20 protein-coding genes are annotated in these 24609 nt (G+C 72.6%); 12 read left to right on the top strand and 8 right to left on the bottom strand.

What is annotated here, in order from left to right; all coding sequences use genetic code 11:
- Positions 1-8: 8 nt before the first annotated feature.
- Positions 9-758 carry a DUF4232 domain-containing protein gene (locus ACN4JJ_RS08560; protein ID WP_440709484.1) on the bottom strand — a complete coding sequence of 250 codons (750 nt, stop codon included), beginning with the start codon at positions 756-758 and terminating at the stop codon, positions 9-11.
- 73 nt (positions 759-831) lie between these two features.
- On the opposite strand from ACN4JJ_RS08560, the gene ACN4JJ_RS08555 reads away from it, so the two are divergent.
- The 6 genes from ACN4JJ_RS08555 to ACN4JJ_RS08530 all read left to right on the top strand — a co-directional run bounded on the left by ACN4JJ_RS08555 (position 832) and on the right by ACN4JJ_RS08530 (position 10233).
- Positions 832-1398: a glutathione peroxidase gene (locus ACN4JJ_RS08555; RefSeq protein WP_440709483.1), complete on the top strand. Its 567-nt coding sequence runs from the start codon at positions 832-834 to the stop codon at positions 1396-1398.
- A 68-nt stretch (positions 1399-1466) separates the two neighbouring features.
- On the top strand, positions 1467-2228 hold the full coding sequence (locus ACN4JJ_RS08550; RefSeq protein ID WP_440709572.1) for a putative protein N(5)-glutamine methyltransferase: 762 nt from the start codon (positions 1467-1469) through the stop codon (positions 2226-2228).
- A 210-nt stretch (positions 2229-2438) separates the two neighbouring features.
- On the top strand, positions 2439-3659 hold the full coding sequence (locus ACN4JJ_RS08545; RefSeq protein WP_440709482.1) for a sensor domain-containing phosphodiesterase: 1221 nt from the start codon (positions 2439-2441) through the stop codon (positions 3657-3659).
- A 153-nt stretch (positions 3660-3812) separates the two neighbouring features.
- Entirely contained in the window at positions 3813-6419 is a 2607-nt protein-coding gene (locus ACN4JJ_RS08540; RefSeq protein ID WP_440709481.1) for a glutamate--cysteine ligase, read from the top strand.
- Positions 6420-6442: 23 nt separating this feature from the next.
- A complete protein-coding gene (locus ACN4JJ_RS08535; RefSeq protein WP_440709480.1) occupies positions 6443-8227 on the top strand; it encodes an N-acetylglutaminylglutamine amidotransferase in 1785 nt (594 codons plus the stop codon).
- Positions 8224-10233 (top strand): S9 family peptidase, encoded by a 2010-nt coding sequence (locus ACN4JJ_RS08530; RefSeq protein WP_440709479.1) that lies wholly within the window; start codon positions 8224-8226, stop codon positions 10231-10233. The genes ACN4JJ_RS08535 and ACN4JJ_RS08530 overlap by 4 nt, the downstream gene beginning before the upstream one ends.
- A gap of 136 nt (positions 10234-10369) precedes the next feature.
- Here ACN4JJ_RS08530 and ACN4JJ_RS08525 read toward each other — a convergent pair whose 3' ends face one another.
- Positions 10370-11212 (bottom strand): helix-turn-helix transcriptional regulator, encoded by an 843-nt coding sequence (locus ACN4JJ_RS08525; protein ID WP_440709478.1) that lies wholly within the window; start codon positions 11210-11212, stop codon positions 10370-10372.
- A gap of 157 nt (positions 11213-11369) precedes the next feature.
- Between ACN4JJ_RS08525 and ACN4JJ_RS08520 the strand changes: the two genes are divergently transcribed.
- Positions 11370-12128 (top strand): SDR family oxidoreductase, encoded by a 759-nt coding sequence (locus tag ACN4JJ_RS08520; protein WP_440709477.1) that lies wholly within the window; start codon positions 11370-11372, stop codon positions 12126-12128.
- Between the two features lie 105 nt (positions 12129-12233).
- Here the strand turns inward: ACN4JJ_RS08520 and ACN4JJ_RS08515 are convergent, their stop codons facing one another.
- A complete protein-coding gene (locus ACN4JJ_RS08515) occupies positions 12234-13469 on the bottom strand; it encodes an MFS transporter (RefSeq protein WP_440709476.1) in 1236 nt (411 codons plus the stop codon).
- A gap of 438 nt (positions 13470-13907) precedes the next feature.
- Between ACN4JJ_RS08515 and ACN4JJ_RS08510 the strand changes: the two genes are divergently transcribed.
- Entirely contained in the window at positions 13908-14978 is a 1071-nt protein-coding gene (locus ACN4JJ_RS08510; protein ID WP_440709475.1) for an AI-2E family transporter, read from the top strand.
- Here ACN4JJ_RS08510 and ACN4JJ_RS08505 read toward each other — a convergent pair.
- Positions 14941-15603 (bottom strand): GntR family transcriptional regulator, encoded by a 663-nt coding sequence (locus tag ACN4JJ_RS08505; protein ID WP_440709474.1) that lies wholly within the window; start codon positions 15601-15603, stop codon positions 14941-14943. The genes ACN4JJ_RS08510 and ACN4JJ_RS08505 overlap by 38 nt on opposite strands.
- 98 nt (positions 15604-15701) lie before the next feature.
- On the opposite strand from ACN4JJ_RS08505, the gene ACN4JJ_RS08500 reads away from it, so the two are divergent.
- Entirely contained in the window at positions 15702-18593 is a 2892-nt protein-coding gene (locus ACN4JJ_RS08500) for an FAD-binding and (Fe-S)-binding domain-containing protein (protein ID WP_440709473.1), read from the top strand.
- A 12-nt stretch (positions 18594-18605) separates the two neighbouring features.
- Here ACN4JJ_RS08500 and ACN4JJ_RS08495 read toward each other — a convergent pair whose 3' ends face one another.
- Positions 18606-18902, bottom strand: coding sequence for a hypothetical protein (locus tag ACN4JJ_RS08495; RefSeq protein ID WP_440709472.1), 297 nt, complete (start codon positions 18900-18902; stop codon positions 18606-18608).
- Positions 18903-19106: 204 nt separating this feature from the next.
- Between ACN4JJ_RS08495 and ACN4JJ_RS08490 the strand changes: the two genes are divergently transcribed.
- The 3 genes from ACN4JJ_RS08490 to ACN4JJ_RS08480 are packed head-to-tail and all read left to right on the top strand — an operon-like array spanning position 19107 to position 21333.
- On the top strand, positions 19107-19322 hold the full coding sequence (locus ACN4JJ_RS08490) for a dodecin (RefSeq protein WP_440709471.1): 216 nt from the start codon (positions 19107-19109) through the stop codon (positions 19320-19322).
- A 47-nt stretch (positions 19323-19369) separates the two neighbouring features.
- Entirely contained in the window at positions 19370-20446 is a 1077-nt protein-coding gene (locus ACN4JJ_RS08485; RefSeq protein ID WP_440709470.1) for an LLM class flavin-dependent oxidoreductase, read from the top strand.
- Complete coding sequence (locus ACN4JJ_RS08480) at positions 20443-21333, top strand: DUF4190 domain-containing protein (RefSeq protein WP_440709469.1); 891 nt, start codon at positions 20443-20445, stop codon at positions 21331-21333. Before ACN4JJ_RS08485 ends, ACN4JJ_RS08480 begins: the two co-directional genes overlap by 4 nt.
- 42 nt (positions 21334-21375) lie before the next feature.
- Here ACN4JJ_RS08480 and ACN4JJ_RS08475 read toward each other — a convergent pair whose 3' ends face one another.
- The 3 genes from ACN4JJ_RS08475 to ACN4JJ_RS08465 all read right to left on the bottom strand — a co-directional run bounded on the left by ACN4JJ_RS08475 (position 21376) and on the right by ACN4JJ_RS08465 (position 24552).
- Entirely contained in the window at positions 21376-22251 is an 876-nt protein-coding gene (locus ACN4JJ_RS08475; protein WP_440709468.1) for an ABC transporter permease, read from the bottom strand.
- A complete protein-coding gene (locus tag ACN4JJ_RS08470; RefSeq protein ID WP_440709571.1) occupies positions 22238-23284 on the bottom strand; it encodes an ABC transporter ATP-binding protein in 1047 nt (348 codons plus the stop codon). The genes ACN4JJ_RS08475 and ACN4JJ_RS08470 overlap by 14 nt, the downstream gene beginning before the upstream one ends.
- A gap of 119 nt (positions 23285-23403) precedes the next feature.
- Complete coding sequence (locus tag ACN4JJ_RS08465) at positions 23404-24552, bottom strand: LolA family protein (RefSeq protein WP_440709467.1); 1149 nt, start codon at positions 24550-24552, stop codon at positions 23404-23406.
- Between the last annotated feature and the right edge of the window lie 57 nt (positions 24553-24609).

Here is a 24609-nt window from a genome sequence, read left to right as displayed (position 1 = left end):
CCGCACGCTCAGTTCTGCTGAACGGCGCCGATCTTCAGCAGCTCGGTGCCCGTGTTCGTGCAGGCCGTGTAGTCGGTGGTGGGCACGAAGACGGCGCCGGAGTCGTTCGGCGGGAACACGCGGAAGCCATTGGCCGCGGCGGTGTCGCAGTCGGGGAAGTTCTCGGCCACCTCGATGGTCAGCGCGGCCTGCACCGAGTCCCCGGTGGCCAGGTCGAACGAGGCCACGGCGCTCGTGCTGTCGGGCACCGCGGCGGCGCCCAGCTGGGTGCCGTTGTCGTCGCCCACGAACGCCACCTGCGGGAAGCCCTGCATGGTGCACTCGGCACCGGTGTTGGTGAAGATCAGCGGCACCTGCGTCGAACCGGCGGCTCCCCCGGCCTCGCCGAGGGTCACGGTCACCTGCCCGGCCGGGCACGCGGCGAGAGGCACGGCGGTCGGTGTGGGTGCCTCGGTGGGGGTGGTCGTCTCGGTGACGGTGACGGTCGGCTGGGGCGTGTTCGCGGCATCCGGACCCTGTGCGCCGACCGCACTGACGATGCCCCACACGACGGCTCCGATCACCGCGAGCCCCACGATGACGGCCAGCACGATGAACCCGGTGCGCCACGCGTTCGCCGGCCGCTGCCCTCCGGAGCCTCCGGAACCACCGAGGCCGCCCGCACCGCCCACGCTGCCGGGTGCCGCATGCGCCGGCACGTGCGCGCCGGGGCGCCGTTCGCCGTCCGGCCCCGCCGGACCGGTGCTGTAGTGCGCCATCGCCAACCCCTGACCTCGCCGGAGCCGTCACGAACGCATCCGGATGCTGCCAGTAAAGCAGGAGATCGCCAGGATGGCAGGCGATCGCGGGCGTAGAGTTCTGGCGTGCCGCCACCCGGAGCGCGGCGAGAAGGACGTGATCGTGACCGCGACCCCCACCCCCACACTCGACCGGATCCCGCTCACCACGATCGACGGCGGCACCACCACGCTGGCCGACTACGGTCCGGTGAAGCTAATCGTGAATGTCGCCTCGCGCTGCGGGCTGGCCCCGCAGTACGAGAAGCTCGAGCAGCTGCAGAAGACGTACGGCGACCGCGGCCTCACGGTGCTCGGCTTCCCGAGCAACCAGTTCCTGCAGGAGCTCGGCGACACCGACAAGATCAAGGAGTACTGCTCCCTCACCTGGGGCGTCACCTTCCCGATGTTCGACCGCGTCAAGGTGAACGGGCGCTCGGCGCATCCGCTCTACCAGGAGCTCACCAAGACTCCGGATGCCGCGGGCAAGGCCGGGCGCGTCAAGTGGAACTTCGAGAAGTTCGTGGTGACCCCGGATGGCGCGGTGCACCGGTTCCGGCCGACCGTGCAGCCCGACGATCCCGAGATCGTGGCGCTGATCGAGGCCTCGCTACCCGAGTGACCTCAGCCGACAGCGCGAGGGGCGGAACGGCGGCCGACGGTTCCGCGGCCGCAGGCGGAGCCGCAGCCGTGGACGGATCCGCCGTGGTGGCGCGGTTGCGCGCCGCGGGCTGCGTGTTCGCCGAAGACGAGGCCGCCCTGCTGATCGAGGCGGCCGGCGACGACCCCGCCGCCCTCGAACGGATGCTCGCACGCCGGGTCGCGGGCGATCCGCTCGAGCACATCCTGGGCTGGGCGGAGTTCCGGGGGCTGCGGATCGCCGTCGGCCCCGGGGTCTTCGTCCCCCGGCAGCGCACGGGCTTCCTCGTGGAGAACGCCCTCCTCGGCCTGCCGACACCGGCCGTGGTGCTCGACCTGTGCTGCGGATCCGGAGCGGTCGGCGCCGCGATCTCCGCGGCCGCACCCACCTGCACCGTCTACGCCGCCGAGCTCGACCCGGCGGCCGTCGCGAGCGCCCGCCTGAACCTGCCGCCGGAGCGCGTGTTCGAGGGCGACCTCTACGGGGCGCTCCCCCGCTCCCTGCGCGGCCGCCTCGACGCCCTCGTGGTGAACGCGCCCTACGTTCCGACGGAGGCGATCGCGACGATGCCGCCCGAGGCACGGCTGCACGAGGCGCGGATGGCGCTCGATGGCGGCGACGACGGCCTCGACGTGCAGCGGCGCGTGGTGGACGGGGCGGCGGAATGGCTCGCGCCCGGCGGCCGCCTCCTGATCGAGACCAGCGAGCGCCAGGCCCCGCTCACCGCGGCGCTCTTCGAGGCCGCGGGCCTGCATCCGCAGATCGCCCGCTCGGACGACCTCGACGCCACGGTGGTCACCGGCACGCGTTAGGCCGAACGATCCCCCGGGAGGCGGGGGTACTAGCCCTTGTAGGGCGCTTTGATCATGGCGACGACGGCCATGACGCCGAGAACGCCGACGACCAGCGAAAACAGTCCGACGGCACCGATCAGCACTTCTGCCATGAGATCTCCCCACAATTTCGAGTCGTTCCATCCTACCAAGTCGCCCGGGGCGCCTCGGGTGAGACAGGATGGCGGCATGACCCTGGAGACTTTCCGAGACATCGCCCTCGTCGGGACGGTCTTCCAGCCGATCGTCGAGATCGCCACCGGGCGCGTGGTCGCGCACGAGGCACTGTCGCGATTCGCCGACGCCTCCGGCGCGGTCAGCCCCGACCTCGCCCTGGCGAAGGCCTACGACGCGGGCTCCATCGAAGACGTCGACGCCGCGTGCATCGCCCAGGCCGTCGCCGCGGCCGGGGTGATGGAGGGGCACCGGGCTCACCATCTTTTCGTCAACGTCGAGCCCCCCACGCTCTGGCGCGAGACGCTGCCCGCCGGGCTGAGAACCGGATCGCCCCTCACCGTGGAGATCACCGAACGGGCGCTCGGGCGCGACACCGGGCGGTTGCTCGCCGCCATCCGGCGCCTGCGTGATCTCGGCCACGCCATCGCCGTGGACGATCTGGGGGCGGAGCCGGCGACCCTGGCGTTGCTGCCGCTGATCGCACCCGACATCATCAAGCTCGACATGGGCCTGATCCGGCAGCAGCCCGACCAGAACGTGGCCAGGATCATGACCGCGGTCGCCGACTACGCGGCCCACTCCGACACCTTCGTGCTCGCCGAGGGCATCGAGAACGAGCGTCACGAAGTCATGGCGCAGGCGCTCGGCGCGACGCTCGGGCAGGGCTGGCACTACGGCCGGCCGGCCTCCGCCCACGAGGCGGCCGCCGCCGAGAACACCGCCGAGGCCCGCGCGGAGTTCCGGGCACGCGTCGCCCGCTCGGCCTCCGCGGCCAGACCCTCCGCCGGCACGCCGTTCGAGATCGTGAGCGCCGCCCTGGAGCCCCGGCGAGGCGGCCGGGCCCTGCTGGTGCAGGTGAGCAAGTTCCTCGAGGAGCGCGCCCGGGTCGGCGGGGACACCGCGGTCGTGCTCGCGACCTTCCAGCACGACTCGAACGTCACACCGGCCACGGCCCGGCGCTATCAGCGGCTGGCCGACAGCGGCTGCCTCCTCACCGTCTACACCGTGGGTGCCCCGTCCGCGCTTCCGGCCGAGAGCCACAGCCGGGTCGTCGCCGTGGACGACCCGCTCGCCGCGGAGTGGGACGTGATCGTCTTCACCGCGGACTACGCGGCCGCCCTGACCGCTCGCGAGATCGACCCGTCCCGCCACGCCGAGGGGTTCTACGACTTCGTGCTCACGACCGACCGCACCCTGGTCACCCAGGCGGCGCGGGCGCTCCTGGCCCACTGACCAGGCTCCGGTACTCCGACGCCGTCGTCACTCCCCGCGCCGCCGCGGCCCTGGCGCTGATCGCCGTGCACGAGATTGCGCGCCTGTTTCGGATGCCTGTCGATGTTCCCGGGAATCTGGGCGCGCGCGGGGCGGGCACCGTAGGGTGTGGCCATGGCTGCGGAGTTGACGCTTGGCGCGGAAGAAGAGCTCCACCTGATCGATCTCGAGAGCGGGAAGCTGTCGGCGCGCGCGCCGCAGATCCTGTCGAGGCTGCCCGGCGAGAACTACTCGGCCGAGATCCAGCGCACGACCGTCGAGACCAACACCGACGTGGTGACGAGCCTCGACGGCCTGCGGCAGGAGATCCTGCGGCTGCGCAAGGGCGTGATCGACGCCGCCGCACCCGACGGCATCGGCATCGCCTGCGTCGGCACCGCCCCGCGCAGCGAGTTCGCCGACTTCGAGCTCACCACCAGCGGGCGCTACGGCCGGATGCAGGAGCAGTACCGCCTGCTCGTCGACGAACAGCTCATCTGCGGCACCCAGATCCACGTGGGCGTCGCCGATCGGGACGTCGCCGTGGACATCGCCCAGCGCATCTCCCGCGACCTCCCGGCGCTGCTCGCCATCTCGGCCAGCTCGCCCTACTGGAACGGGCACGACACCGGCTACTCCAGCATCCGCTCGATCATCTGGCAGCGCTGGCCGAGCGCCGGCGCCACCGGGCAGATCGGATCGGCGGCCGAGTACGACGAGCTGCTCACCGACCTCATCGCCACCGGCGTGATCGCCGACTCCAAGATGGCCTATTTCGAGGTGCGGCCCTCCTCGCACGCGCCCACCCTGGAGCTGCGGGTGTGCGACGCCTGCCCGATCGTCGACGACGCCGTGCTGATCGCGGGCCTGTTCCGCGCCACCGTGCGGGCGGCCGAGCTCGACATCGAGGCCGGCCGGCCGTACCACCCGCAGGCCGCCCCCATCCACCGCGCCGCCATGTGGCAGGCCGCGCGCTCGGGGCTCACCGGCGACCTGCTCGACGACACCGTGCATCCGCGGCCCACCGCCGCCGCTCACGCGGTGCGGCACCTCATCCGCCGCCTGCGCCCGCAGCTGGAGGAGCTCGGCGACTACGAGGAGGTCGTCGACCTGGCCGACACCCTGCTCGCCCGGGGCAACTCGGCCGACCGGCAGCGCGCCACCTTCGCCGAGCGCGGCGAGATCGACGCCGTGGTGAAGCTCGTCGTGGCCGAGACGCACGGGCCCGCCGGCGGGCTCGCCCCGGCCGCCCCCGCCCTGCGCAGCTACCGCACCCGGGCCGGCGACGAGGCCGTGGGCCCGGGGTCGCGCCCACGCCCCGCCTACGAGCAGATCGTGCGGCACGTCGAAGAGCTCAGCCCCGCGCAGGTGGGCGAGCGGATGCGCGCCAGTCGCGCCTGGGCGAGCGAGCACGAGCTGACGTTCGGCGTCGACGGCGAGGTGAGGCCCTTCGACGTCGACCTCGTGCCCCGCATCATCACGGCCCACGAGTGGAGCGACATCGCGGCGGGCCTCACCCAGCGGGCCCGCGCCCTCGAGGCCTTCCTGCAAGACGTGTACGGCCGGCAGCGCATCCTGAGCGACGGCGTCATCGCGCGCAGCGTGGTCGAAGGCGCACCCGGCTGGCAGGACGACGCCCGCCGGCTGCCCGAGGGCACGGTGCGCTCGGCGGTCTTCGGCTTCGACCTGGTGCGCAACGAGTTCGGCGGCTGGCGCGTGCTCGAGGACAACGTGCGCAATCCCAGCGGCGCCGCCTACGCCGTGGCCATCCGTCAGCTGATGGATGCCGTGGCCACCGACGTGCCGCGGCCGGCGGGCATCCTCGACCCGGCCGGCGCCTTCGCCGCGCTGCGCCGCGCGCTGCTGGCGGGGGCCCGCCGCGCCGGTGCGCCGACCGACGACTCGTCCCACGCCCCCGTGCTGGCCCTGCTGAGCAGCGGGCCGGACAGCACGGCCTGGTTCGAGCACCGGCTCCTCGCCGAGGGCGCCGGCCTGCTGCTGCTCACGCTCGACGAGGTCGAGGTGCACGACGGCCGGGTGGTGACCCGCGAGGGCCGCACCCCGATCCACGCCCTCTACCTGCGGCTGGACACCGAGCTCCCGGATGCCGTGGCCGGCTCGGGCGCTCCGATCGGCCGCGAGATCATGACGGTGGCCGCGGCCGGGCAGGTGTTCCTCGGCAACGCGCCGGGCAACGGCATCGCCGACGACAAGGCCATGTACTGCAACGTGCCGAGCCTCATCACCTACTACCTCGACGAGCGGCCCCTGCTGGAGCAGGTGCCCACGTATCGCACCAGCGACGAGACCGAGCGCCGCGGCGTGCTCGAACGCGTGGGCGAGCTCGTCACGAAGCCGGTCGACGGGCACGGCGGAGAGGGCGTGCTGATCGGTCCGGCCTCGGGCGCGGCGGCCGTGGCCGAGCGGCGGGCCGAGATCGCGGCCGATCCGGAGAACTGGGTGGCGCAGGAGGTGGTGGCGCTGTCGTCGCATCCGACATTCGTGGCGCCGGCCGAGGCCGAGGCCGGTGCCGCCGACGGCGCCGGGGACGAGGGATCGCCCGTGCTGGAACCCCGGCACGTCGACCTGCGGGTGTTCGTCTACGCCACGGGCGACGGGCAGCACGGTCTGAGCGTCGCCGACCTCGCTCTCACGCGGGTCGCACCGCCCGGGAGTATGGTGGTCAATTCTTCGCGCGGCGGGGGTTCGAAAGACACCTGGATCCTTTCCGCCCCGCGATAGGCCGAATCGAGAGGGCGGACGCGATGTGCGGAATAGCGGGCGAGATCCGGTTCGACCAGCGGGTGGCCGACGGCGATGCGGTGCAGCGGATGACCGCCTGCCAGAGCCATCGCGGACCTGACGGATCGGGCTTCTGGGCCCACGAACGGGTCGCGCTGGGCCACCGCCGCCTGGCGATCATCGATCTCTCGGATGCCGGCGCCCAGCCGATGGTCGACTCCGGCCTCGGCCTGTCGATCGTCTTCAACGGCTGCATCTACAACCACCACCAGCTCCGGGCCGAGCTGCAGGCCCTCGGCCACCGCTTCTTCTCCACCTCCGACACCGAGGTGATCGGCAAGGCGTATGCCGAATGGGGAATGGACTGCGTCGACCACCTCCTCGGCATGTTCGCGTTCGTGATCGTGGAGCACGCCTCCGGCCGGGTGATGCTGGCGCGCGACCGTCTCGGCATCAAACCGCTGTACCTCGACGAGCGGCCCGACCGCCTGCGCTTCGCCTCCACGCTTCCGGCGCTGCTCGCCGCGGGCGACGTGGACACCTCGATCGACCGGACCGCGCTGGAGTACTACCTCACCTTCCATTCCGTGGTGCCCGCACCCCGAACCATCCTGAACGGCGTGCGCAAGCTGCCGCCGGCGACGGTGCGGATGATCGAACCCGACGGCCGCTTCACCGAGCACGTGTACTGGACGCCGGCCTTCGAGCGCGACGCCTCGCGCGCCGACTGGGACGACGCCGACTGGCAGGAGGCCCTGATCGGCAGCCTCCGCACCGCCGTCGAACGCCGCATGGTGGCCGACGTGCCCGTGGGCGTGCTGCTCTCCGGCGGGATCGACTCGAGCCTCGTGGTGGCGCTGCTGGCCGAGGCCGGGCAGAGCGACCTGGCCACCTTCAGCATCGGCTTCGACTCCGCGGGCGGTGAGTCCGGAGACGAATTCGAGTACTCCACCCTGGTGGCCGAGCACTTCGGCACCGACCACCACCGCATCGCCATCGACAGCGAGCGGCTGCTCCCCGGCATCGATGGCACGGTCGCCGCGATGAGCGAGCCGATGGTGAGCCACGACTGCGTCGCGTTCTACCTGCTCTCCGAAGACGTCTCGCAGAGCGTGAAGGTGGTGCAGTCGGGCCAGGGCGCCGACGAGGTGCTGGGCGGCTACGACTGGTACCCACCGCTCGCCTCGGTGCCCCGCGACGAGGCCGTCGAGGCCTACTCCTCGGTGTTCTTCGACCGGCGGCGGCCCGCGCTCGAGAAGCTGCTCAACCGCGCCTGGCTGGACGAGACGGATGCGCCCACCGCGTTCATCCGCGAGCGCTTCGGCGAGCCCGGTGCCGAGACGGCGGTCGACGCCGCCCTCCGCAACGACACCACCGTGATGCTCGTCGACGACCCGGTGAAGCGCGTCGACAACATGACCATGGCCTGGGGGCTGGAGGCGCGGGTGCCCTTCCTCGACCACGAGTTCGTGGAGCTGGTGGCGGCGATCCCGCCGTCGCTCAAACTGTCCGACGGCGGCAAGGGCGTGCTGAAGCGCGCCAGCCGCGGCCTGGTTCCGGATGCCGTGATCGACCGCACCAAGGGCTACTTTCCCGTGCCGGCCATCCGCCAGCTCGAGGGCCCGTACTTCGAGCGCGTGCGCGCGGCGCTCACCGATCCGGCCGCGCGCCGGCGCGACCTGTTCGACGCCGGCACGGTGGAGCGGATGCTCGCCGCGCCGAACGAGACCCGCACCACGCTGGGCTCGAACGCGCTCTGGCAGCTCGCCCTGCTCGAGATGTGGCTGCAGGAGAACGGGATCCGATGAGCGGCGCGGTGAACAGCGCGGTGGCTGGCTTCGCCGGCACTGCGGGGACGCCCGGCGCTCCCGGGGCGGACGGCGGCGTCCTGGCCGAGCAGCTCGTGGGCGCCTGGGGCAGCTGGGGTCCGTCGATGACCCCGGATGCGCGCCGCGTGGCCTTCGTGAGCGACCGCGGCGGCTCGCCCGAGGTCTGGGTGCAGGACGTGCCCGAGCCCGGTGCGACCGACATCCCCGAGGCGCAGCGCGTGCGGGTCTCCGACGACCCGGTGATCGCCGTCAGCTGGTCGGCCGACAGCGCCTGGCTCGCCTGCGCCGTCGCGACCGACGGCGGCGTGCGCACGCAGGTCTGGGTGGTGCGGCCCGACGGCCGCGACGCCCGGCGCATCTCGGGCGACCCCGAGCGGCACGCCGAGCTCGGGCCGTGGACCCGCAGCGGGCACCGCGTCATCCTCACCGTGCCCGCGACGGCGCCCGGCGAGCCCACCCGCGCGTTCCTGGCCGATCCGCTCACCGGCGCGCTCGAACCGCTGGCCGAGGGGGCGCTGATCCACGTGCTCGACCTCTCGGCGGGCGAGCGGATGCTCGTGATGCGCGACGGCCCGCGTGGCCACGAGTTCTGCGTCGTGGTCGACCGCGAGACCGACCGCGACCACCCCGTGATGCCGCATCCGGCCACCGGGGGCACCGATGTGGCGTTCATCCGGCCCGCGCCTCCCGGGGAGAGCGCTCCCGCGGTCGTGTACGCCGCCACCGAGGTGGGCCTGCCGCGCCGGCAGCTGGTGGCCATCCCCGTCGATCCCGCCGACTGGGGGCGGGCGCCGCGAGTGCTCGCCGACCGGGCCGATGCCGAGCTCGAGGCGCTCGACGCCGACGATGCGGGGCGCCTGCTGCTGCTCGTGTGGAACGTGGCGGGACGCAGCGAACTCGAGCTCTACGACACCGCGACGGGGCGCTTCGAGCCGGCTCCCGGCCTGCCGGGCGCCGTGGCCACGAGCCCGGTGCTCAGCCGCGACGGGTCGAGCGTGCTGCTCGCGGTGGAGGGCCCGCAGCGGCCTCGCGAGATCTGGCGGCTGGACACGGCCGGCTTCGCCTGGACACGCGTGACCGCCGTCCCGGTGCTCCCCGCCGTGCGGCTCGTGGTGCCGACCCTGGAGACCTACCGCTCGCTCGACGGACTCGAGATCACCGGCTGGCTGTACCGGGCGGCGACGACGGATGCCACGGACTCCGGCACGGACCCGGGCTCGGGCGGGGGCGCCGGGACCACTTCCGCCCGTGCGGGGGCATCCCGCACCGGACCGTGGCTGCTCCCCGCGCCGGCGGAGCCCGTTCCCGGCCCCGCGATGCTGCACCTGCACGGCGGCCCCGAGTCGCAGGAACGGCCGACGTTCAGCCCGCAGCACCAGGTGCTCGCAGCATCCGGGATCGCCGTGTTCGCGCCGAACGTGCGCGGCTCGTCGGGGTTCGGGCGGGAGTTCGGGCACGCCGACGACGTGCGGGGCCGGCAGGGCGCCTTCGACGACGTGACGGCGGCCGCCCAGTTCCTGGTGGCCGCGGGCATCGCCGATCCGGGGCGGATCGCCGTGACGGGCCGCTCGTACGGCGGGTACCTCACGCTCGCGGCGCTGGCCTTCACGCCCGGGGTCTTCGCGGCGGGCGTCGACGTCTGCGGCATGTCCGACCTGCACCACTTCTACGCCGAGACGGAGCCGTGGATCGCGGATGCCGCCGTCACCAAGTACGGGCATCCGGTCGACGACGCCGAGTTCCTGGCGACGATCTCGCCGCTGGGGAGCGCCGCGCGCATCCGGGCCCCGCTGCTCGTGGTGCACGGCGAGCTCGACACCAACGTGCCCATCGGCGAGGCGCACCGCATCGTCGCCGCCCTGCGCGCCCTCGACCGCCCGGTGGAGTACCTCGAGCTCTCCGGCGAGGGCCACGAGTACCGCCGTGCCGACTCGCGCCTGCGTCTCATCGCGGCGATGCGCGACTTCCTCGCCCGCGAGCTCTGAGCTCAGGACTCCGGGTCGGGTGCCCGGGCCCGGAGACTACTCCCCGCCCCTGGCACCCCGCGACTTGCCACAACTTCTGGCAAGTCAGCGCGGAATGCGGCGACTTCTGAGAAGTGGCAGGTCTGCGGTCACCCGCTCAGCCGGCGGCCACCACCTGGGCGCCGAGCACCACGAGCAGGGCGAGCTTATCGGCGCTGGGGCTGCCGGGTGTGGCCGTGAAGACGAGCAGCGACTGCGCCTGGTCGGGGTCGTACACCACCTGGCAGTAGAGCGAGAGCTCGCCGACCTCCGGATGCGCGAAGCGCTTCTCCTCGGTGTACCTCAGGCCGACCTCGCTCTCGGCCCAGAGCGCCGCGAAGTCGGAGCTCGTGGCCAGCAGGTGCCGCACCATCTCGGCGGCCTCGGAGTCCGCCCCGCGCTGGGCGGCGGCCCGCCGCAGCTGGGCCACCTGCACGCGGGCGTGCCGCGGCTGGTCCTCCGGCGGATAGATGTCCCGCGAGGCGGGGTCGGCGAACCAGCGGTAGGCCGAGCTGCGCATCCGCCCGGTGTGCCGCGTCTGGTCGCCGAGCAGCGCGACCGCGGGCGGGGTCTGCACGATCGTCTCGCCGAGCGACCCCATGATCTGCGCGGGGGTGTCGGCCAGGCGGTCCAGGATGCGCATGAGCCCGGGGCTGACGTGCTCGCTCGAGGCGCTGCGGCCGGGCGGGCGGAGGCCGGCGAGCAGGAACAGGTGGTCACGCTCGTCGATGGTGAGGCGGAGACCCCGGGCGATCGCCGCCACCATCTGCTCGGAGGGCTGCGGGCCGTCACCGCGCTCGAGCCGGGCCAGGTAGTCGGCCGACATGTCGGAGAGTTCGGCCACCTCCTCGCGCCGGAGTCCGCTCGTGCGCCGGCGGCTGCCGCGGCGAAGGCCCACGTCTTCGGGCTGCAGCGCCTCGCGGCGGGTGCGGAGGAACTCTCCGAAAGCCGTGCGATCCATCTGCGCTCCTCGCCTCTTGCGCCGCCTCCGGCGGCTGCCGCGGCGCATCCGGCCGCCCCCTCCACTCTGACGGGTCGCCGCGCGCTTATCCACTGCCTGGCATTCAGCGGATGAGCGTGTCCTGGCGCCCCCTCGCGGCCCGGAGTGGACTATCGGCATGGACATCACCGGAAACACCCTCTTCATCCCCGGCGCGACCTCGGGCATCGGCCTCGGTCTCGCGCTCCGCTTCCAGGCCGCCGGCAACACGGTCATCGTGGGCGGCCGCCGCCGCGAGCTGCTCGAGCAGATCGCGACCGAACACCCCGGCATCGACACCGTCGAGATCGACACCACCGACCCGGAGTCGATCCTGGCCGCCCGCGACGAGGTGCTCGCCGCGCATCCCCAGCTCGACGCCGTGATCGCGATGGCCGGCATCATGCTGCCCGAAGACCTCACCGACCCCGCCTCGCTCGAGATCGCCGAGCGCACCGTCACCACGAACTTGCTCGGGCCGATCCGTCTGGCCTCCGCGTTCCTGCCCCAGCTGATCGCCCGGGCGGCGGCCGGCGCGCATCCCGCGTTCGTGACCGTCTCCTCGGGCCTGGCCTACGTTCCGCTGCCGGCCACGCCCACCTACAGCGCCACGAAGGCCGCCATCCACTCCTTCACGGATGCGATGCGCGTGCAACTGCAGGCCACCGGCGTGCAGGTGGTCGAGCTGGTTCCGCCCGCGGTCGGCACCACCCTGATGGGACTGGACCAGACCGACTACGCGATGCCGCTCGAGCAGTTCCTCGACGAGGTCATGGCGCTGTTCGCGGCCGATCCCGCCGCCGAGCAGATCGTCGTCGACCGCGTGCGCTGGCAGCGGTTCGCTACCGCCGAGGGTCGCTACGCCGAGGTGCTCGAGGCCCAGTCCGCCCTCCACTAGCCCCGCCCCTCACCGCCATCGACCCGTCACTTCGTCCCGTTATCCAGTGCTCAAAGCGGGACGAACTGACGGGTCGGCGAAGGTGCGAGCAGCGGGCGCCGGATGCTACGGGGACGGGGACGGGGTGGCGACCGGCGCGGGGCGCGTGCGGCCGGGCATCCGGAGGGCGAACAGCGAGGCCGCCGCCATGAGCACGAAGGCCGAGGCGAACGCGGCCTCGTAGGAGAAGGCGTCCACGAGGAGACCGGCGACCAGCGGACCGGCGATGGCACCGGCATCCGCCACCGCCTGGAAGACCGCCACCGGCTGGCCGCCGCGGCCCCCGGCGGCGTCGCCAACCGAGGCCGCGGGGGCCGTACCCATGAACGCGGCGGCCACCCCGTAGACGCACAGCAGCAGGATCAGCAGCCAGAGCGAGGTGACCAGCGGGATGGCGAGCATCACCACGGCGCCGATCGCGAAGGCGCCGACGATGGCGGGCTTGCGCCCCACCGAGTCGACGAAGCGGCCGGCCGGCAGCAGCGCGAGGGTCTGGGCGACGGCGGCGACCGCGAAGGCGATGCCCGTCCAGGCCGGTTCGCCGTGCAGCACCTCCACCACGAGCACCGGGATGAGGGCGCTGCGCACCCCGAGCGCCGACCAGCCCTGGGCGAGGTTCGCCAGCAGCGCCGACTGGTAGCGGCGGTCGCGCAGCACCTCCCGGAACGGCTTCGGCGGCTCGGGAGGGGGCGCCGCCGGATCGTGCGTGCGCCGCTCGAGCAGCACCAGCCCGACGGTGCCGGCGATCACCAGGGTGCCCGCGTAGAAGAAGAACGGGGCGTGCAGCGAGATGCCCGCGAGCAGTCCGCCCACCGCCGGGCCCGCCATGCCGCCGATCAGGAAGCCGCCCTGGTAGAAGCCGACGGCCCGGCCGCGGATCGCGGGGTCGACCGAGCCGAGCAGCAGGCTCATCGCCGAGACCGAGAACATGGCCGATCCCACTCCGCCCGCCCCGCGCAGCAGCAGCACCTGCGGGTAGGTCTCGGCGAGGCCCACGAGCGCGCTCGAGAGCGCGACGATGCCGATCCCCACGGCGAGGATCACCCGTTCGCCGCCGACGTCGATCAGTTTGCCCACGAAGGGGTTGGCGACCAGCCGCATCACGGCGAACGCCGACACGACGGCGCCCACCTCGAGGTAGCCCACGCCGAAGCTGCGCACGTAGACGGGCAGCACGGGCACGACCACGCCGAAGCCCAGCATCACGAAGAACGCCACCACGCCCAGCACGAGCACGTCGCGCGGGAGCCCGGCGCCGCGCCCCCACAGCGTACGGCGGAGGGTTTCGGATGCGCGGCTCACCGCACAAGCGTAGTTCGCCCGCGAGCCGCTCGGGCCCGCCGGGGCGCACAGCGCCGAGCCGGGGAGAGGTGTGATGCGCGCAGCGAGCTCGGGGGCGCTCAAAAGCTGCGCGCATCACACGGACGGCGTCCGGGTAGACGCCGTGGCCTCCGTCAGGGTGGGTGATCCGCGCGCTCTTGGGGTACCGCAGCGGCCCGTTCGGGGGCGTTTGAAACATTACCGCCGCAGCGCGCCGGCGCAAGCGGGCCAGCCGCGCCCAGGCCGAGCGGATGCGACGCCGAATCACTACAGCCGACCAGGGCTTTCTCTGTCGCGGGAGCACCTCGGCCGCATCCGTTTCCTGAGCAAGAACTGAGGCAACGCTGCGCTTGCCGGCCGACGATCCGCCTCGCGGCCACCCCTACGATGGTGCAACGACGGCCCTGTGATCGGAGGACCATGACGAACGACGGACCCGGGCGGAGCACCCTGCTGAGCGGCGGCCCGTTCCGAGTGGCCTTCGTGGCCACGCTCGGTGTGCTTCTGGCGCTGCTGCTCGGCGCCGCGGTGGCCTCGCTGAGCACCGCGCTCACGCTGATCTTCGTGGCCTTCTTCGTGTGCCTCGGCCTCTACCCGACGGTGCGCTGGCTGGAGGCCCGCCGCTTCTCCCGCACCGGTGCGGTGCTCACCGTGATCGCCGCCTTCATCGTGGTGGTGGGCCTGCTGGCCTGGCTCGTGGTGCCGATCGTGGTCGACCAGCTGACGCAGCTCTTCGGCTATCTGCCGAAGGGTTTCGGCCACATCGAAGACCAGCAGTGGTTCATCGACGTGAACGCCTCCTTCGGTGGCGCACTGACGCCCGCGCTGGACGGGCTGCGCAGCGCGGTGACGGATCCCGGCACCTGGGCGGCCGTGGGCGGCGGCGCACTCAAGGTGGGGGCGGGCATCCTGAACGGGGTCTTCGGGGTGATCTTCGTGATCGCGCTGACGATCTACTTCGTGGCGGGCCTTGAGACCATCAAGACGAGCCTCTACTCGCTCGTGCCGGCCTCACGCCGGGCCGGTGTGATGGAGCTCGGCGAGACCATCATGGAGTCGGTCGGCAAGTACCTCGGCGGCATGGTGGTCCTGGCGGCCATCAACGCGGTGTTCACGTTCGTCCTGCTGACGATCGCGGGCGTGCCGTTCGCCCCGGTGCTGGCCGCGCTGGCCTTCCCGATCACGCTCATCCCGCTGGTGGGCAGCGTGATCAACCTCGTCATCGTGACCGTGGTGTCGCTGTTCGCCGGGCCGGAGACCGCGCTCACGGTGGGCATCGTGATGCTCGTCTACGTGCAGTTCGAGGCGTACTTCCTCACCCCGCGGATCGTGGGCAAGGCGATCAGCATCCCGGGGTCGCTGGTGCTGATCGGCGCCATGGTGGGCGGCACCCTGCTCGGGCTGCTGGGCGCGCTGATCGCCTGCCCGGTGACCGCCTCGGTGCTGCTGATCGTCAAGAAGGTGGTCGTTCCGCGGCAAGCGCGGCTATGAGGCGGTCGCTCGCGCGGGTGAGGTGGCCGTGCAGGCAGGTGACGGCGGCCTCGGCGTCGCCCGCCGCGATGTGGTCGAGGATCTGCTGGTGCTCGTCGGCGATCTGCCGCACGTCGAGCAGGCGGCGGCCCTGCACCTGCGCCATGCACAGGCGCACCTCGTCGACCAGGGAGAGGTACATGCGCTCCAGGCGCGGGCTCTCGAGGGCGACGACGAGCGCCGCGTGGAAACGCATGTCGGGCTCGACCGAGTCGATGGATGCCGCCGCACCGGTCGCCCGCACCCGTGCGTTGGCCTCGGTGGCGGCGGCCGGAACCGAGCGCGCCGCCGCCAGCTCGCGGATCGCCCCGCTCTCCAGGCGCATCCGGGTGCGGTAGACGTCGCGCACGTCGTCGGCGTCGAGCACGGGCACCCGGGCCGGCTTGTGGGCGTCGCGCTGCAGCAGACCCTCGGCGGTGAGCTTCTCGATCGCGGCCTTCGCGGTGGATCGGGACACCCCGTACTCCTCGGCGACGACGGTCTCGGTGAGGGAGGTGCCGCCCACGAGCTCTCCGGCGAACAGCCGGCCGCGGATGTCGTCGCCGACCGCCTCGACCACCGAGACCGCTTCGATTCGCCGGACCATTTGCCACCCTCCCGCATCCGACCACCGGATGACCCCATCTTACTGGCGTCGACTCGTCATCTATGTAAACTTGTCGGACAACGGCGAGAGGAACGTCCATGGCGCAACGAGGCGCATCCGCACCCCCTGCAGCGAGGCCGAACGCAGCGAACCCGCCGGCGAACCCGCACGGCACGACCGTGGCCGAGCTGTTCCGCGAGGGCGTGGCCGACCCCGCCCGGGTGAGCACCCGCGCCATCGACCTGCACGCCAACGCGCACGACGCCTCGCATTTCCTGCTCGTGCCCGAGGCGCTGGTGATCGCGAACGACGCCGCCGAAGTGGGCCGGCTGCTGCGCACCGGCACGCGCACGGGTACCCCCGTGACCCTGCGCTCGGGCGGCACGAGCCTCAGCGGTCAGGCCGTCACCGACGGCGTGCTCGTCGACGTGCGCCGCAACTTCCGCCGCATCACGATCCTCGACGAAGGCCTGCGCGTGCGCGTGCAGCCCGGCGCCACCGTGCGCCAGGTGAACGCGCGCCTGGCCCGCTTCGGCCGCAAGCTCGGGCCCGACCCGGCGAGCGAGTCGGCCTGCACCATCGGCGGCGTGGTCGCCAACAACTCCAGCGGCATGGCCTGCGGCACCACCGGCAACACCTACCAGACCCTCGAGTCGATGACGATCGTGCTGCCGAGCGGCACCGTCGTCGACACGGGCACTGCGGACGCGGATGCCCGGCTCCGGCACGACGAACCGGCCCTGTTCGACGGCCTGCTCCGCCTGCGCGACCGCGTGCGCGGCAACCCGGAGTCGGTGCGCATCCTGCGCCACCAGTTCTCGATGAAGAACACCATGGGCTACGGGCTGAACGCCCTGCTCGACCACGACGACCCGGCGCAGCTGCTCGCCCACCTCGTGATCGGCAGCGAGGGCACGCTCGGCTTCGTGGCCGAGACGGTGTTCCGCACGCTGCCGCTGCACGCCCACGCCGCCACGGGCCTCGTGCTCTTCGACGACCTGCTGGCCGCCAACGAGGCGCTGCCGGGGATCGTCGCCACCGGCGCGTCGGCCGTCGAGCTGATGGATGCGACCTCCCTGCGCGTGGGCAAGCAGGAGGCCGACGCGCATCCGCTCATCCGCGACCTCGTGGTGGACCGGCAGGCCGCGCTGCTCGTGGAGTACCAGGCGGCGACGGCCGAGGAACTCGCCGGGCTGCAGGCCGGCGGCGAGCGCGAGCTCGGCGGGCTGCGACTGCAGGCGCCGGCCGTGCTCTCCAGCGACGCGGCGACCCGCGCCTCGCTCTGGCACCTGCGGAAGGGCCTGTACGCGACCGTCGCCGGCGCGCGCCCCTCGGGCACGACCGCGCTGCTGGAAGACGTGGTGGTGCCGGTACCGAACCTGGCGCGCACCTGCGAAGAGCTGATCCGCCTGTTCGAGGCCTACGAGTACGAGAACAGCGTGATCTTCGGGCACGCGAAGGACGGCAACATCCACTTCATGCTCACCGACCTCTTCGAGGGGGCGGGCCTGTCGCGCTATTCGGCCTTCACCGAGGACATGGTCGACCTCGTGCTCGGCGAGGGCGGTTCGCTGAAGGCCGAGCACGGCACCGGCCGCGTGATGGCGCCCTACGTGCGGCGGCAGTACGGCGACGAGCTGTACGCGGTGATGCGCGAGGTGAAGGCACTCTGCGACCCGGGCGGGATGCTCAACCCCGGCGTGATCATCACCGACGACCCGCAGGTGCACCTGAAGGACATCAAGCGCACGCCGACCATCGAGGTGGAGGCCGACCGCTGCGTGGAGTGCGGCTACTGCGAGCCGGTGTGCCCGAGCCGCGACCTCACCCTGACGCCCCGGCAGCGGATCGTGGTGAAGCGCGCGATCGCCACCGCGACCGCCGACGGCGACACCGCCCTGGCTGCGGAGCTGGAGAAGGACTACACCTACGACGGCGTGCAGACCTGCGCCGTCGACGGCATGTGCCAGACGGCCTGCCCCGTGCTGATCAACACCGGCGACCTGGTGCGGCGGCTGCGCAAGACCGAGCACTCCGGCGCGGAGAAGACCGTGTGGAAGACGGCGGCGAAGCACTGGGATGCGACCACTCGTCTAGCGGGTGCGGCTTTGACCGTGACCTCGACGCTGCCGGACGCGGCCGCCCCGCTGCTCACCGGGCCGAACCGGCTGGCGCGCGCGGTGGTGGGCGACGACGTGCTGCCGTTGTGGTCGCCGGAGCTGCCGGGCGGGGGCGGCAAGCGCTCGCGCTCGGGCTCGCTCGGGCGAACAGATGCTGCGCCCGAGGCGGTCTACGTGCCCGCCTGCGTCAACACCATGTTCGGGCCGGCCGGCGGCGGCCCCGGCGTGCAGCAGAGCTTCGAGGAGCTCTGCGAGCGCGCGGGCGTGGCCATCACCGTCCCCACCGACATCGACTCCCTCTGCTGCGGCACTCCGTGGTCGTCGAAGGGCCTCCCCGAGGGAGCCGCGATCATGCGCGACCGTGTGCTGGGGTCGCTGCGCCGGGCCACCCGCGACGGCGAGCTGCCGATCGTCAGCGACGCCTCCTCGTGCACCGAGGGCTTCCTGCACATCGTCGAGACCGACACCGCCCTGCCCCGGCTGCGCGTGATCGACGCCGTGGCCTTCGTGGCCGAGCGCATCCTGCCCGCCCTGCCCGAGCACGAGAAGCTCGAGTCGCTCGCGGTGCATCCCACCTGCTCGTCGACCCGTCTCGGCCTGAACGCCTCGCTGACCGCGGTCGCGGGGGCGGTGGCCTCGACCGTGGTGATCCCGGAGGACTGGGGATGCTGCGCCTTCGCCGGCGACCGCGGCATGCTGCATCCGGAACTCACCGCCTCGGCCACCCGCGTGCAGGCCGCGGAGGTGCGCGCCGCGAACGCCTCGGCCCACGCCAGCTGCAACCGCACCTGCGAACTCGGCATGACCCGCGCCACCGGCGAGCAGTACCAGCACGTGCTCGAGCTGCTCGCCGCCGCGACCCGCGGCTAGCGGACGGCGGGTTCAGGCTGCCGAGGAGTGCACCAGCAACCAGAAGAAGGCGGCGAACGACACCACCCCGAGCGCGGCGCCCACGATCGAGAGCACCAGACTGAATCGCGCCCACGGGGCGCCGGGCTCCCGGCTCATCCGGATGCCCTGGGCCGCGAACAGCAGGGGCACGAAGCAGGCCAGCACCGAGAACGTCCACTGCCCGCCGTCGCGGGCCGTCGAGCTCACGAGGTAGAGCGAGAAGGCGGCGATCAGCACGCTCAGGATGGCGCAGGCCCGGGCGGAGATGGGCTGGTTCTTCGCAGTCACCTCTGCAGGCTAGAGGGTCTGCGGCCGCCGCGGCGGCGGCACCGCCGGGCCGGTCGCGATCGGGGTGGAGCCCGATCGGAACGCAGCGTCATCTGCGGAGCGGAGGTCGGCGGATCGGCATAGGCTCGCGAACGAACGGCCCCCGGTGGGCCGCTGTCCGATCGAACGGCCCGTCATCCGGCCGTCATCCGAAGGGGAAAACGCATGAGCAACCGCACCTACCGCATCACCGAGATCGTCGGAACCTCGCCCGAGGGAACCGATGCCGCCATCCGCAACGGTCTCGCGCGCGCCACCAAGACGCTGCGCAACGTCGACTGGTTCGAGGTCGTCTCCACCCGCGGCGAGCTCGAAGACGACACGATCTCCTACTTCCAGGTGACCCTGAAGGTCGGCTTCCGTCTCGACGACGAAGACTGACACCCGCACACGCGCGCCGGCGGCCGCAGCGGACTTAGGCTGAGCGGGTGAGCGAACTCCCTGCGAACCGGCCGCTGCGGCGCCTCGGCTTTCTGACCATCGGGGTGTTCGACCCCGCCGATCCGGTCGCCGGCCACGAGAGCACGCTGGAGACCATCGCCCTCGGCGAGCGCCTCGGCTTCGACAGCGCCTGGCTGCGCTCCCGGCACCTGCAGTACGGCATCTCCTCTCCCGCCACCGTGATGGCCGCCGCCTCGCAGCGCACCTCGCGCATCGAGCTCGGCACGGCCGTGGTGCCGATCGGGCTGGAGAACCCGTTCCGCCTGGCCGAAGACCTCGGCACCGTCGACCTGCTCTCGCACGGCCGCATCAACCCCGGCTTCTCGGCGGGCCGGCCGATGAACGTCGACCGCTTCAAAGACGCCATCTACCCGCACACCTTCGAGCAGGAGGACTTCGACTACGCGCGCCTGCTGCGCTTCCGCGACTTCGTGCGCGGCGACGTCGTGTCCGACTTCAAGGGCACCGAGGGCATCGAGGTCTTCGCCGACACCGTGCAGCCGCATTCGCCGGGACTGGTGGATCGCCTCTGGTACGGGGCGGGCAGCATCCGCTCGGCCGAGTGGGCGGGCGAGAACGGATTCCACCTGCTCACCTCCAGCGTGGTGCAGGGCGAGCACGGCGACGACTTCGCCGAGAACCAGTACCGGACGGTGCAGGCCTACCGGGCCGCGCATCCGGCGGGCGAGGCGGCCCGTGTGTCGCAAGGGCTCGTGGTGGTGCCGACGGATTCGGCGAGCGCCGCCCAGCGCGAGAAGTACGAGGCGTACGCCGCGAGCCGGTCAGGTCGGGTCGGGGTGCCGCACGGCCCCAAGCGGATGCTGTTCGCCGCCGACCTGGTGGGCACCTCGGAGCAGATCGCCGAGCGGCTGCGGGCCGATCCGGCCTTCCGGAGCGTGGAGGAGGTGGCGTTCGCGCTGCCGTTCTCGTTCGAGCCCGAGGACTACGTGCAGATCCTGCACGACATCGCCGAGCGGCTCGCGCCGTTGCTCGGCTGGACTCCGGCGACGGCCTCCGCCGCCGGCTCGACCCCGGGCGAGGACGCCCAGGAGGGACGACCATGACCGAGCAGTTCCCGCCGCCCACGCCGCCGTCTGGGCAGCCGGGGTCGCCGCAACCGCCCCAGTACCCGGCCGCCGGCGCGCCCCAGAGCCCGCCGCCGTACCCGCCCACCGGTGCACCGCAGGGGCCGCCCCCGCCCACCGGCACGCCCCCGCGCGCACCCGGACGCCCGCCGCTGCAGTCGCCGCCGCCCGGCGCCGACTTCCCCGGCCGCACCCTCGGCATCGTCGGGCTCATCCTGGCCTTCGTGGCCAACATCGTGGGCATCATCGTCTCGGCGATCGCGCTCAGCCAGTCCCGCGCGGTCGGCCTCCGCAACACCCCCGCCCTGATCGGCGTGATCGTCGGATCGGCGTTTCTGGCCATCGGCCTCGTCATCGGCCTGATCGCCGCCGCCGTCGGCATCACCGGCGGCATCGCGGCCGGCATCGCGGCCGGCTCCGGAGCGGGCACGTCCCAAGGCCCCGTCGACCCGGAACCCGATCCCGGGCCCGACGGATCGGTGCCCGGCGGCACCAGCACCGACGTCTTCGACCTGCGCATCGGCGACTGCTTCCAAGAGGTCGACGGCGGCGGCGATCCGCTCTTCGAGGTCGACGTGGTCGACTGCGCCGAGCCGCACTACTACGAGGTCTACGACGAGACCACGCTGCCCGACACCGCCGACAGCGCCTACCCGGGCGACGACAAGATGCAGGTCGCGGCCGATGCCGCCTGCTACGACGGTTTCGCCGACTTCGTGGGGATCGAGTACGAGGAGTCGTTCCTGGACTACTGGTACCTCTCGCCCACCGAGAGCTCGTGGGAGTCGGGCGACCGCTCCGTGCTGTGCTCGGTGTTCGACCCCGAACACGTCACGACGGGCACGCTGGAGGGCTCGGCCGAGTAGCGCCGGCGCGGGCGCCGATCTCCGCGGCTCGTCCGTGCTCCCTCAGGACAGGATGTCCTTGGTCGAGAACCGCGCGTACGCCAGCGCCCCGAACACGGCCACGTAGGCCAGCTGCAGCAGCGCGTTCTCCCCGAACGACGACCACTCGATCGGCTGCCGCAGCAGGTCGGCGAAGTCGAGCCAGTGGTAGCTGAACAGCCACGGATGCAGCCACTCGGTCTGCGAGAGCTGCCCGAGCACCTGCGCCACGATCGAGAGCACCACGGTGGCGGCCATCGCCCCCACCGGCGCATCCGTCAGCGTCGAGATGAACAGCCCGATCGCGCTCAGACCGAGCAGCCCCACCGTCACGTAGGCGGCGATCAGCAGTGCACGGCCGAGCGACTCGGCCACGCTCACGGTGTCGCCCGAGAGCAGAGTCACCGGCCCCACCGGGAACAGCGCGATGCCGATCAGGATGCCGGCCAGCGAGACCGTCACGGTGGCGGCCAGGCAGAACACGGCTGCGGCGGCGAACTTCACCACCAGCAGACGGATGCGCCCGACCGGCGCCACCAAGAGGTAGCGCAGCGTGCCCGCATTCGCCTCGCCCGCGATCGAGTCGCCGGCCACCACGCCGACCGTGAGCGGCAGGAACAGCGGGATCGACACCACGAGGGCCGTCATCCCCACGAACAACCCGTTCTGCGTGATGCGGTCCAGGAACGCGGGTCCGCGCCCGTCGCCCCCGTCGGTGAGGCGGATGGCGACGGCGATCAGGATGGGCACCGCCGCCAGCGCACCCAGCATCGCCCAGGTGCGGCGCCTGCGGAACAGCAGCCCGAGCTCGGAGAGGAAGAACCCGAACCCCACGGCACGGCGCGGGCGCCGCAGCTCGAGGTCGTTCCGGGCCTGCGGTGCGGTCTCACTGGGCGACATCGAAACCCTCCCCCGTCAGCGACACGAACAGGTCTTCGAGCGAGGGCTGCTCCACCGCGAAGCCGCGCACGGGAACCCCCGCCGCCACGAGCGCCTGCACCACGTGCTCAGGAGCGACCCCCTGCGCGAGCTCGGCCTCGAGCTGTGCGTCCCCCTCAAGGCCTGCGCCGCCGTTCGGTCGCAGAATTGTGTCTTCGGTTGAAGGTTTAAACACATTTTTGCGACCGAACGAGGGCGCACCGCTGCGGGAACCAGCTCCAGGGGCGGGGGCGGGGGGATCGGGGCGGAGGCCGAGCGTGCGCAGCACCTCGGCCGCCGGCACGAGCGCGGCGGCGGTGGTTCGCAGGGTCAGACGGGGCGGGCCGGATGCGGCGCGCAGCTCGTCGAGGCGCCCTTGGGCCACGAGACGGCCGGCGCTCATCACGGCGGCGTGCGTACACATCTGTTCGATCTCGGCGAGCAGGTGGCTGCTCACGAACACCGTGGCGCCGTCGGCCGCGAGCGAGCGGATGAGACTGCGCACCTCCCGCGTGCCCTGCGGGTCGAGCCCGTTCGTCGGCTCGTCGAGCACGATCAGCTCGCGCGGGGCCAGCAGCGCGTTCGCGATGCCGAGGCGCTGCTTCATGCCGAGCGAGTAGGCGCGCACGGGTTTGCCCGCGGCGTGGCTGAGGCCGACGCGGGCGAGGGCCCGCTCGACGCGCGCCCGCCGGGTGGCGGCCGGCGCGAAGCCGTCGGCGGCATCCAGCCGGCGCAGGTTGGCGGTGCCGGAGAGAAAGGGGTGGAACCCCGGGCCCTCGATCAGGGCGCCGACGCGCGGCAGCACCGATCCGAGCGCGCGCGGCATCGACTCGCCGAGCACCGCGATCTCGCCGCCGGTGGCGCTCGCGAGGCCGAGGAGCATCCGGATCGTGGTGGTCTTGCCCGATCCGTTGGGCCCGAGGAAGCCGAACACCGCCCCGCGCGGCACGGCCAGGTCGATGCCGTCGACCACGGTCTGCCGCCCGAAGCGCTTGGTCAGCCCGCGGGTGCGGATGGCGAAGTCGCCGGTGGCGAGCGGATCGCCGTCCGGCTCGCCGGCCGGCCGGGTACCCGCACCGCCCACCGCGTCACTCCGCTCGATGCCGGCGCCCGCGATGCCGGAGGCCGGGCCGGTCACTGCCCGGCTGCCGCCGACTGCAGTGCCTCGGCCGGCACGGCGCCGGCCAGCACACGGCCGTCGTCGGTGAGCAGCACCGACACGAGGGCGGTCTGCAGCACCTGACCGCCGTCGACCGGGGTCAGAAGCTGCGAGACGAGCGGCGACGAGGTGAGATCGGCGGTGTCGGCGCCCACCGGGAGGGCGACGATCGTGTTCCAGCCTTCACCGGTGACCACGGGCTCCGGATGCGCACCGGCGCCCTCGGGGGCCGCGGAGTGGTCGCCCGAGCCGTCGCCGGCATCCGTCGGCAGGGACTTCTCGGTCACCTCGGCGCCCTCGGGCGGGGTGAAGGCGAACAGCTCGTCCGACGGCGCGTCGAGCGAGAGCGAGCTGAAGGCCACCGAGAACGCGGGAGACGACGCGCCCCGGGCCAGCACCTCGACGCTCAGCGGCATCCCGGTCTCGGAATCCACGGCGATCGAGACCGAGCCGACGAGGGTCTCGGATCCGCGCGGGGTCAGCACGAGGTCGTAGGCGCTGCGGCCCGCGACCTCGGTGTCGGCGCCGAGCGAGACGTCGGTGGAGGGGTCGACGGCGTCGAGGAAGCCCTGCGCCAGTTCGGCCGGGGTCTGCACCGTGCCGGATGCCTCGGGCGAGGTCTGCGCGGAGCCGTCTGCTCCCTCGCCGACCGGGATGCTCGAGTGCAGCACGGTGTTGTCGTCGGAGTCGTACAGCCACAGGTCGGAACCGTTGCGGATGGCGTCGCGCTCGGCCAGCTGGTCGAGCACCTGCACGCGGGCCTTCGTGGGCCCGTCGGCGTAGACACGGGCGGAGTGGCTGCCGGTGAGCAGCTCGAGAGCGGTGGAGACGGTGGAATCGACGCTCGAGTCGCCCGATCCGGAGCCTGCCGACGACCCGCCCGACCCCGAGCCGCCCGGAACGGACGACAGGTCGGGCAGCCCGAGGTCGGACGTCTGCTCGACGGTTCCCGAGAAGGTCTGCACGTCGGCCTGCGCCGCCAGCTCGAGCACCTGCTGCGCGGTCTTCTCGGGGAGGTCTGCGGATGCTCCGGCCGCGAACGCACCGCCCGCCACGACCACGCCCACCACGGCAGGCACCGCCACTGCCGGAACCCAACGCTGCCACTTCGCCGTCGTCGCCATGCCGATCACATCTCCTGCTCGTGCGGGCCCGGAACGGCTCGCGTGCTGTGGCGGCGA

The sequence above is a fragment of the Herbiconiux dendrobii genome, assembly GCF_052048175.1.
GTDB lineage: Bacteria > Actinomycetota > Actinomycetes > Actinomycetales > Microbacteriaceae > Herbiconiux.
Note: the sequence above shows the minus strand (reverse complement) of the source record. Positions and strands in the feature narration are given on the sequence as shown.

Excerpts from the sequence above, each read along its gene's own strand:
- ACN4JJ_RS08545 (WP_440709482.1), top strand. The coding sequence starts at position 2,439 with ATGACCCTGGAGACTTTCCGAGACATCGCCCTCGTCGGGACGGTCTTC.
- ACN4JJ_RS08475 (WP_440709468.1), bottom strand. The coding sequence starts at position 22,251 with ATGTCGCCCAGTGAGACCGCACCGCAGGCCCGGAACGACCTCGAGCTG.
- ACN4JJ_RS08500 (WP_440709473.1), top strand. The coding sequence starts at position 15,702 with ATGGCGCAACGAGGCGCATCCGCACCCCCTGCAGCGAGGCCGAACGCA.
- ACN4JJ_RS08465 (WP_440709467.1), bottom strand. The coding sequence starts at position 24,552 with ATGGCGACGACGGCGAAGTGGCAGCGTTGGGTTCCGGCAGTGGCGGTG.
- ACN4JJ_RS08510 (WP_440709475.1), top strand. The coding sequence starts at position 13,908 with ATGACGAACGACGGACCCGGGCGGAGCACCCTGCTGAGCGGCGGCCCG.
- ACN4JJ_RS08505 (WP_440709474.1), bottom strand. The coding sequence starts at position 15,603 with ATGGTCCGGCGAATCGAAGCGGTCTCGGTGGTCGAGGCGGTCGGCGAC.
- ACN4JJ_RS08560 (WP_440709484.1), bottom strand. The coding sequence starts at position 758 with ATGGCGCACTACAGCACCGGTCCGGCGGGGCCGGACGGCGAACGGCGC.
- ACN4JJ_RS08525 (WP_440709478.1), bottom strand. The coding sequence starts at position 11,212 with ATGGATCGCACGGCTTTCGGAGAGTTCCTCCGCACCCGCCGCGAGGCG.
- ACN4JJ_RS08520 (WP_440709477.1), top strand. The coding sequence starts at position 11,370 with ATGGACATCACCGGAAACACCCTCTTCATCCCCGGCGCGACCTCGGGC.
- ACN4JJ_RS08535 (WP_440709480.1), top strand. The coding sequence starts at position 6,443 with ATGTGCGGAATAGCGGGCGAGATCCGGTTCGACCAGCGGGTGGCCGAC.
- ACN4JJ_RS08480 (WP_440709469.1), top strand. The coding sequence starts at position 20,443 with ATGACCGAGCAGTTCCCGCCGCCCACGCCGCCGTCTGGGCAGCCGGGG.
- ACN4JJ_RS08490 (WP_440709471.1), top strand. The coding sequence starts at position 19,107 with ATGAGCAACCGCACCTACCGCATCACCGAGATCGTCGGAACCTCGCCC.
- ACN4JJ_RS08540 (WP_440709481.1), top strand. The coding sequence starts at position 3,813 with ATGGCTGCGGAGTTGACGCTTGGCGCGGAAGAAGAGCTCCACCTGATC.
- ACN4JJ_RS08530 (WP_440709479.1), top strand. The coding sequence starts at position 8,224 with ATGAGCGGCGCGGTGAACAGCGCGGTGGCTGGCTTCGCCGGCACTGCG.
- ACN4JJ_RS08555 (WP_440709483.1), top strand. The coding sequence starts at position 832 with ATGGCAGGCGATCGCGGGCGTAGAGTTCTGGCGTGCCGCCACCCGGAG.